This window comes from Fodinibius roseus, from assembly GCF_900129315.1.
Classification (GTDB): Bacteria; Bacteroidota; Rhodothermia; order Balneolales; family Balneolaceae; genus Fodinibius; species Fodinibius roseus.
This window is the reverse complement of record NZ_FQUS01000050.1, coordinates 1-7,913: the sequence shown is the minus strand read 5'-3', so window position 1 is coordinate 7,913 and position 7,913 is coordinate 1. Positions and strand designations below refer to the sequence as shown.

The 7,913-nt window shown below is 40.2% G+C and carries 6 protein-coding genes; all 6 read left to right on the top strand.

Features of this window, described 5'->3' with window-relative positions:
- Positions 1–264 (top strand): 3-keto-alpha-glucoside-1,2-lyase-like domain-containing protein (locus BUB16_RS20800; protein WP_170864488.1); only part of this gene is annotated, 264 nt, incomplete at its 5' end.
- 463 nt (positions 265–727) lie between these two features.
- Positions 728–1,918 (top strand): 3-keto-disaccharide hydrolase, encoded by a 1,191-nt coding sequence (locus BUB16_RS20795; protein ID WP_170864487.1) that lies wholly within the window; start codon positions 728–730, stop codon positions 1,916–1,918.
- A 457-nt stretch (positions 1,919–2,375) separates the two neighbouring features.
- A complete protein-coding gene (locus tag BUB16_RS20790) occupies positions 2,376–3,779 on the top strand; it encodes a hypothetical protein (protein WP_139240410.1) in 1,404 nt (467 codons plus the stop codon).
- A 58-nt stretch (positions 3,780–3,837) separates the two neighbouring features.
- Positions 3,838–5,814: a sodium:solute symporter family transporter gene (locus BUB16_RS20785; RefSeq protein WP_211483260.1), complete on the top strand. Its 1,977-nt coding sequence runs from the start codon at positions 3,838–3,840 to the stop codon at positions 5,812–5,814.
- Between the two features lie 26 nt (positions 5,815–5,840).
- Complete coding sequence (locus BUB16_RS20780) at positions 5,841–6,140, top strand: hypothetical protein (protein ID WP_073068743.1); 300 nt, start codon at positions 5,841–5,843, stop codon at positions 6,138–6,140.
- Positions 6,141–6,867: 727 nt separating this feature from the next.
- On the top strand, positions 6,868–7,764 hold the full coding sequence (locus tag BUB16_RS20775) for a LysR substrate-binding domain-containing protein (RefSeq protein WP_073068742.1): 897 nt from the start codon (positions 6,868–6,870) through the stop codon (positions 7,762–7,764).
- Positions 7,765–7,913 lie beyond the last annotated feature (149 nt).

Here is a 7,913-nt window from a genome sequence, read left to right as displayed (position 1 = left end):
TTGGCGGCCTGGAAAACGGGCCGGTGGAATACGCTGCGGATTCGTTGCGTGGGGAAGTATCCGCGCATAACCACGTGGATTAATTATACAAAAATTGCTGAATTTGACGCCGCCACCACGCCTCATCCCCGCTATGACCGCGAGCAGATGTTTCAGGCGCTGGGCAGGGAAGGTGCTATCGCCCTGCAGGTACACGGGGGAGCTGATCTGTGGAGAGAGGGGGCCAAGTGTCGCTGGAAGAATATCCGGGTCAGGTCTTTGTAACGAATGCGAAATAATACGAATGCCATAATTTAATAGCAGATGTCGGCCTTTGGTGGCATAGACGAAAAATCACAGCTGATTTATAATATTAATCCGTTGATTAACGGGATGTTGAGACACCCCCTTTCGAATTGCAGCAATTCCACTTTGCGAGGCATTCAAGATCTGGATAGGATTACTCATAGGCCCAGTTATATGCTGAAAACACGATTAGTCGTTGGGTGAATGGGTTTTGTTATCATGCATGATTTAAAATGGAGTTAAGTTGATTGAGCCGTAATCCTGTCTACGGGCAGATGATTATCCTTGTCCATACTGGAAAATCCGATTGAGAAAACTCAAATCTGATGTTTAAAAAATAAAGGATCTAAATATGAAGGGAATAGTTTTAAGCTTAATAATCATTTTTTCTTTTCAGGGATGTATAAAGCAGGGAAACTCCGAACCGGACGAAGGTCGTCAAATGAATGAATGGAAACCTCTGTTTAATGGGAAAGATTTAACTGGTTGGGAAGTAGTCGGGGCTGGAAACTGGCATGTTGAAGACGGGCATCTGCATGTAACCCGCAACGAGGGGGAAACAGGAGGTGGTTGGCTGGTGACGGAACAAGATTTTACTGATTTTAAATTGCGACTGAAGGTTAAGATGAACACCAAGGGCAATAGCGGAATACTTATCCGGGATCCCGGGCACGCCAAAATCTACCGTCCCGCTTTTAATGGATATGAGGTTCAAGTGTATGAGGGAGGGGCAATATACGAAAGAGAGGTTAATAAAAACGATATGCGCAATACAAATGGTGCAATTTATGATCTTGCACGATCCTACTACAAGGAGTCGATTACCGGAGAATGGAATCAATTTGAAGTTCATTGTGTAGGTAATCATATTATCACATATATGAATGGAGAGAAAATGGCTGAAATTTATGATCGACGTTCCAATAAAGGTGCCATAGGGTTGCAATTGCATGGGGGTCGTGATAAAGCTCATTTTAGCTGGAAAGATGTTGAGATCATGGAACTACCACAAAAAGAGAAGCCTTCATGGCAGCTTATGGAAGAGGCGGCAGAACAGGCTCCCGGGGAGTACGTCGATTTTTTGGCAGATAAGTCGATGAATGATTTTGATGTCTATTGGGATGGTGGTGCAGAGTGGTCTTTAACAAGTGGAGTTCTCCGTGGAGAAAATCCCAAAGAAATTTCCTGGATTTTCACAACTCAAGAATATTCAAACTATATTCTTTCTTTCGATGTCCGTATAAGTGAAGGAGGAAACGCAGGAATAGGTCTCCGGTTCCCCTGGGAACAGGCGGCAGAGGAGAGAAAAATCGGCCCAGCTACCCTGGGTTATGAGGTCCAAATTATAGACGATCATTCCTATGATCTTAAAAATCCTTCGGGGTCAATTTACAATGTCGCCCGTGCGTATCCCAGTGATCTGTGGCACAGTCCTATATTCAGGTCTGAACAGTGGAATTCTTTTAAAATTTATGTCCGGGACGATCATATTGTTACATATGTCAATAAGCGTAAAACCGGAGAGGCTCATGTGAATCGGGGGGCCAGAGGCCGTATAGGATTTCAGGTGCACCCACCCGCAAACTGGGTTGAATATAGGAACGTACGCATAAAAAAGTTATCTCTGCATTAAAAAAGGAGAATATCCTGAATTCTGAATAGACAATTTTTCTATATGAAACTTATTGAGCGGAGCCGGTTATGCTACTGTGGTATGTAATAGATGTCATTACTTAATAAGAACAAGCTATTGGGTGTTTTGTTAAATGCAAATAAAGTACTCTAATAGGCAAAGAAAATAGTAGCATAAAACGATTGGAATTGTACCTTACAGGTCAATTAATTATTGGCAGCAGTTATTCGAAGCAAAACTACAACTTTTATAGATGGATTGTTGGTTGCTGCCTTGGAGTGCTTCAAATATTTGTTGTAGAAAAGCAATGGCTGGAGTAATGCAGCTAACATAAGATTTAAAAACAGGTGAACAAATATTCTATCATCCTCAGATAGTTTCTGGTTTAGAAACTTTTTTGCAGTACTGGAAAAATAAATACCCAAATTGTTAATAAGGTTTAAGTATATAAGGCTATATGGATAAGATACGTTTTGCCTTAGCAGGAACGTTTAGATCAAATTTTCAAGGTGATATGCGGGGGGTACTGGATGACAGTATTGCGCGCCTTCAACAATTATCATCTGAGTTAGAATTTGATTTTTATCCTGTCCGGGAAGGGATGGAAACCATTGAGGATGCCCGGCGTGTAAGCAAAGAATTAGAAGAAAAAGATATTGATTTTATTTTAATCCAGAACTCCTCATTTGCTGATGGAGATATGCTATTGCCTTTCCTGGAAACATCTATACGGTTGGGGATTTGGGCGGTCCCCGAGACCACCGAATCAGGACCGTTGCCTCTGAACTCTATATGTGCAACAAATCTCTACATGAGTGAAATAGGAGTGTATGTTCCTGATTATAAAAATCCAGTTAAATGGTTTTATGGTTTTGCCGATGACAAAGATTTTATTCTACGGCTGACGGTAACAATCAGAGCACTTACTGCTTTAAAAAATATCCAAGCGAGTCAAATACTGATGATCGGAGATCACGCACCGGGGTTTCATAATCTGGTCTTTGATGAAGAAAAAGTAAAGGATATGTTTGGTATTGGAGTTCAAAAGATTGAGCTTCAGGAATTTTATGATGAATTCCATACAGTACACTCACAGGGACAAAAAAAATCAAAAGTAAAAGAACTGGAAACTCAGGCTGCACGAGTTGAGGTATCTCAAGATCATCTGCAGAAATCGGTGAGTATTGAGAATACGTTTAAAGCACTATTGGAAAGATACGATGCCAATGGTTTAGCTATCCAATGCTGGCCGCATATTCCCGAGGAGTTGGGAGTGATGGTATGTTCTTCGATGGGGCGAATTATGGAAGATTTTAGTGTTTCCGCATGCGAAGGTGACGTGATGGGTGTTATTTCATTACTCGCATTGAAGTATCTTTCAAACTCAGATCCGATGCTAATGGATCTTTCAGCATGGGACAAACAAGAAGATGCAATCTACACATGGCATTGTGGTAACAATCCAGATTGCTGGTATGACTCGAATGGCTTCTCCCTCGAAAATCATTTTAACAGAAAATCAAGCGGAGTGGTTCGGGAAGGACGATTTAAAAGTACTGAGATCACCATGTTACGTTTGTTCGACAATCAGGAGTCTGCCATCGTTTCCACCGGCGAGATGTTTGAGCGGGATAAACCTCATTATAATGGAAGTGGCGGATGGTTTCGCAATATCAAAATGGATGAAGAACCTGTAGATACTCAGGATTTTCTAAATACCATTTTTGTGAATAATGTTCCGCACCACATGGCTTTTATTGATGTAAATCGAGAAAATGAAGTCAGGGAACTCATTCAGTGGCTCGGATTGCAGGCTATGGAACCTATTGGCTATAAACCTTATTTGCAGCAAAAATCATAAGGGGATCAGTCACTCTAAAATGACCAGGATCATATAACTCATATAACAGGGAATAGTATTGGATTATTTATTAACGCTTGACTGGATATGGATTTTTACGTTTCTATTTCTAATGATAGGAAGTGGGATTGCTTTTTATCGACTGGCAAGTCGATCTGAAGACGATTACTTTTTGGCACAACGAGATTTACCTTGGTGGTTGCCTGGTATATCTGTTTATGCAACACATACAGCTACCGACACTGCGATTTTTGTTATGGGAGTGGTGTATCTTTATGGAGTTTCTGCACTTTGGTATATCTTTTTTCCGGTATGGGTTGCGGTAAGCGCTTTTATCTCTACCAGAATATTCCGTAGATCTCTGGCAGGTACCGTAGCCGAATGGCAAACCTTGCGGTTTAATGGGCTTGGGGCAGAGATGCTTCGGGGTTGGGTTAGCGGATGGCAATTTTTTATGGCTATGTTTATTCTGGGATGGGTGGGAGCTGCCATGGGGAAAATTACGTTTTTCTTATTTGGCTGGCCACAGTGGATAGGTATAGTAGGATTCACTTCTCTGGCTGGAATATATGTGTTGATGGCTGGATACTGGGGTGTTATGATTGCGGACTTTCAACAGGGAATTATTGCTTTTGCCTTGATACTTATTGTTTCTGTATGGGCAATTATTGGTGCCGGAGGACCAGCGGAGATTATCCAAAAGGTGCAGCAGATGAATAGTACTTATACTTGGACTGTGCCAGATGATACCTCCCCATCTGATAAAACCTACCTTCGGATAACTGGTGAGGAACAGAACCAACAGAGACAATATTCCATGGGAGATCCTTTTTCCATTGTCGGTCCCCCTGCAGATACCGACGAAGTGGACAAAGCTACTCCAACCTATGAAGAAATGTTCCAAGGCAATAGCTCAAAATTAGAGGGGGAAGAGAAAGACCAATTCTCAAAACATAATACAGATACAGATTTTAATATCGTATTTCCTCATCCAGGAGACACATTAATCAGTGGAGAGTCATATAAAATTGTATGGAATTCGAAGGAATCAATAGAAAACCAAACAATTGAATGGTCAAACGATGGCGGCACATCCTGGAGTACGGTTGCAACAAATGTCCGGAAGGGACAGGATTGGCGATTAAGTCCATTTAAATTCAGTGGTTGGTTTACAGGAGATTTTCCGGTAATGTGGTTTCTTACAATGCTTGTAATAGCCACATTGGGCGGTATAGGGATTGGCACAAATTCGGATTGGTATGTGGAAGCTCAGCGAATCCAATCCTCTAAAACAGTAATGGAAGCTTCCTTTACAATGCTTGCTGGAGGAGCGGCGGTTCTGTTTCGGAATGGAATATGGATTGCAGCGATGCTTGGATTATTTACCTTGGTTCCTCAATTTGCCGATGTGGGGCAAGTTGAAACAATGTGGTACACTTACGGATTTGAGCATCTCCCTGTAGGAGTCGTGGGTTTGTTTGTAGCTGGAATCATTGCTATACATCTCTCTACAATTTCAACGCGGTTGAATCTTGGTGCCCAGTATGCAACAAGAGATCTGTATCATCATTATATAAAACCAGATGCATCCGAAAAGAATCTTGTGTGGGTCGGGAGAATTTCGACTTTAGTTTTGATGTTAGGTTCGTTTTTGTATGGTATGATGATTACTGAAATTACAGAGTGGTTAATTTTCGCAATGTGGATTATGTTTGCCGGAATTTGGCTTCCCAGTATTTTACAGGTGGTGTGGTGGCGTTTCAATGCGTGGGGATATTTATCGGCATGGATTGCCAATCTCGTTTTCAGCTGGCTTATTGTATGGGTATTACCAGCGTATGGGATTATACCAGAATTAACCAATTATATGCAATTTTGGATTTTATTGGCTTTGGGTACCCTGGTTTTTATCCCGATAACTCTACTGACAAAACCTGAACCCTTGCCCCATTTGGTGAAATTTTACGTACAGACCCGACCGATTGGTTGGTGGGGACCTGTAAAAGAAGAAGCGAAACGTCAAGGATTAATTTAATATCATCAAAGTAATAAGGAGGTAAAATGAAAATTTGGAAAAGAAACTGGACAAAAGAAGAAGCAGAGCTTTGGACCAAAGAGGATGTAATAGCGGCATTGTTTGTGGCATTATCTTTTGTTGGAATAATAATAGGAACCATATATTCTTTTTTATTGATGCCTATTGGTTTTATTACACTTGCTTTATCAGTAGGGATTGGCATTCTGGGTATACTGATTATAATGCCTAAAATGCAGTCGATCTCAAGAGAATATGAAAAAAAACAGGCGAAATATCTGGAAGATCTGGAAAAAATTGCTCGTTGGGAGGAAATAGATGGATGAGGCGTTTACTATAGTGCTAGGTATGTCAATTTCTTATATCGCATCTTTTTTAGGTATGTTCGTTGCTATGTGGCGATATTTTAAAAATGAAAAATCTAAAGAAGATGAGGAATAAGATTTGATACGTTTAATTGCATTACTTTCAGAGAATGGTATAGAGCGAATTGGCCCGGCTTATCTAGGTTATCTAATACCTCTTGTACTTTTCATTATCGCCCTGGGTGGGGTTATAATATTATATCGGCGTTTTACTCAAGAACAAGAATCTGGAGAAGATACTGGTTAATAGATTAATAAATCTACTCGTATTGTGATCTGGGTGATACGCTAATAGCATAAAGTGGAGCAGCAAGAGTCACTGTTATATCCATTTCATGCAGATGGTATAGTTATATGTTTTAGTTTTAATTGTAATCTTATCATCGGTATTGATTCCGATAATTAATCGAAATTAAATTAAAGGTGAACGAGGCCCGATATGACAGGTAGATTCTCTTGGTCAGCAAAGTTTTTTCTGGTCCATCATTTATTATGCCATTAAAGTGGCTGATGAATAATGTTAATTTACTTTCTGTGGGTAGAATTTTAGATGATCTCATATTTGTGAAATAAAGGTTACTGCTTTATAGGATTTGTGTAGGGGTGAAGGACTGACTGAGAAAAAATGGAAATTTTTGGTAATAAATCAGAGTAAATTTTTTAGAGCCTCAAAATTGCAAATTATCTTTTGAATCTTCGAAGAATAACGATTTTTCTTACTGTTGCTAAACACTTGAGCTATACCAAAGCAGCTCGTGAACTTTACATGAGCCAACCTGCCATCACTAAAAATATTCAGGAGTTTGAACAGGAATTAGGTGCACGGCTCTTTAACCGGAAAGGTAATAGTATAGAGTTAACTCCGGCAGGAAAGCTGGCATATTCATATAGCAGCGATATCGATCAGTTGATACAAAATCTTACTTATGAGTTGGGTTTGATGAACGAAACTCAAGCGGGGAATCTGTGTATTGGTGCAAGTTCCACCATTTCTCAATATCTTATTCCACCAGTCATTGCACATTTTAAGGAATCTTATCCCCAAACATCGATTTCTTTGGCATCCGGGAATACCTCTGAAATTAATACTCAGCTTAACGATGATCTGATAGATGTGGGTATAACGGAGGGACATCGGAAACTAAAAAATTTTGAATATATTCCTTTCAAAGATGATGAGATTGCTTTTATTAGCCACATTGATTCACCAATATCTATCCCTGACATATTTCCAAAAACAACTCTGTCAGAACTTCCTTTGGTTATCAGGGAAACTGGATCAGGTACGAGGGAAGTTTTTGAAAAAGCATTAAAACAACTTGGACTAACCTTGGCCGACCTTAATATTTTAATTTCTCTGGGCAGTACGGAAAGTATAAAATCTTTTCTTCCCGGCTCCGGAGCTATCGGAGTTTTTTCTACCAGTGCCATTCGCAAAGGCGAACAAGCTTCATTCACTTTTTCCTATCTGAAAGAATACCGCATTCCACGGAAATTTCAGTTCGTCATAAAACACGGGTCCGCCCATAAATTAGCAAGAGAGTTTATCCGTTTCAGTAAACGCCATTATAATGTTTCTTCATAGTGTTTATTTAAAATCAGAGCCTTTTCTATGCTTGTGCAAGTTTTTTTATTTCAGGTGGCTATTTCGGTCATATGGTGCCACTCATTTCGGAGCATATAGTGCCACTTTCCATCAGCGATATTAGCGGTTAATGGTCATTGGGTCAAGCG

What these genes read in the sequence shown, in the direction of transcription:
- BUB16_RS20795 (WP_170864487.1), top strand. Translation starts at nt 728, where the DNA reads ATGAATGAATGGAAACCTCTGTTTAATGGGAAAGATTTAACTGGTTGG.
- BUB16_RS20790 (WP_139240410.1), top strand. Translation starts at nt 2,376, where the DNA reads ATGGATAAGATACGTTTTGCCTTAGCAGGAACGTTTAGATCAAATTTT.
- BUB16_RS20780 (WP_073068743.1), top strand. Translation starts at nt 5,841, where the DNA reads ATGAAAATTTGGAAAAGAAACTGGACAAAAGAAGAAGCAGAGCTTTGG.